Here is a 920-nt window from a genome sequence, read left to right on the forward strand (position 1 = left end):
GTGCAGTGGAACGAGACGGATCTCGATTATCTGACGCGGCGTCTGGAAGAGGACGGGCTCTACTATTGGTGGTCGCACCAGGAGGGCCAGCATCAGATGCATATCGCGTCGCATGCGGCGGGCTATACGGGCGGCGAGGATGTGCGCTTTGCCCATGGCTCGACGGATCGCAACCACATTAACCGGTTCGAAACGACCTTCCGCTATATCCCCGGCAGCCATGCGGGGGCGGACTGGAATTTTGAGACGCCGGGTCTGGTGCCGGGCGGGAATGTGCCGTCTCTGGTGAAGCTGCCGAAGAACGGCAATTACGAGCGGTTCGAATATCCGGTGCTGCCGGGTTATGGCTCGGGCGGGCGGGCGTCCGAAGGGATCGAGGACGGCGCGGTGGAGCGCGTGGCGCGGCTGCGCATGCAGGCGCAGGAGGCCGAACATGCGCGGGTCGAGGGCGCTTCGAATGTGCGCACGCTGGCCGTGGGCGGGCGCTTCACGCCTTACGATGTGGCGAACCCCGACAACGTGTTCGATCCGCATGTGGTGCTCGCCATTGAGCATGAGGCGATCGACACGTCTTACGAGAGCGTCGAGAACCAGCCCGAATATACCAACCGCTTTCTGGCGCTGCCCGCGGATGTGCCGGCGACGCCGCAGCGCGCGACCCCGCATCCGCGGATCGACGGCACGCAGGTCGGCATCGTGGCGGGCCCGGCGGGCGAGGAGATCCACCCGGACGAATATGGCCGCATCAAGCTGTGGTTCCCCTGGGATCGGCGCGCGGCGAAAGACGGCAGCGACACCTGCTGGGTGCGGGTGAGCCAGAACTGGGCCGGGGCTGGCTGGGGCGGTCAGGTGATCCCGCGCATCGGTATGGAGGTGATGGTGAGTTACCTCGACGGCGATCCGGATCGGCCCGTGGTGAC

Annotated in this window: 1 protein-coding gene; it reads left to right on the forward strand. The window is 66.1% G+C overall.

All coding sequences use genetic code 11. The features are described 5' to 3' along the window. On the forward strand, positions 1 to 920 hold a 920-nt coding region (gene tssI / locus ACMA5I_RS15925), incomplete at both ends, for a type VI secretion system tip protein TssI/VgrG (protein ID WP_525887264.1).

It is taken from the genome of Jujubicoccus corallicola, from assembly GCF_047345645.1.
Lineage (GTDB): Bacteria > Pseudomonadota > Alphaproteobacteria > Rhodobacterales > Rhodobacteraceae > JBLEFH01.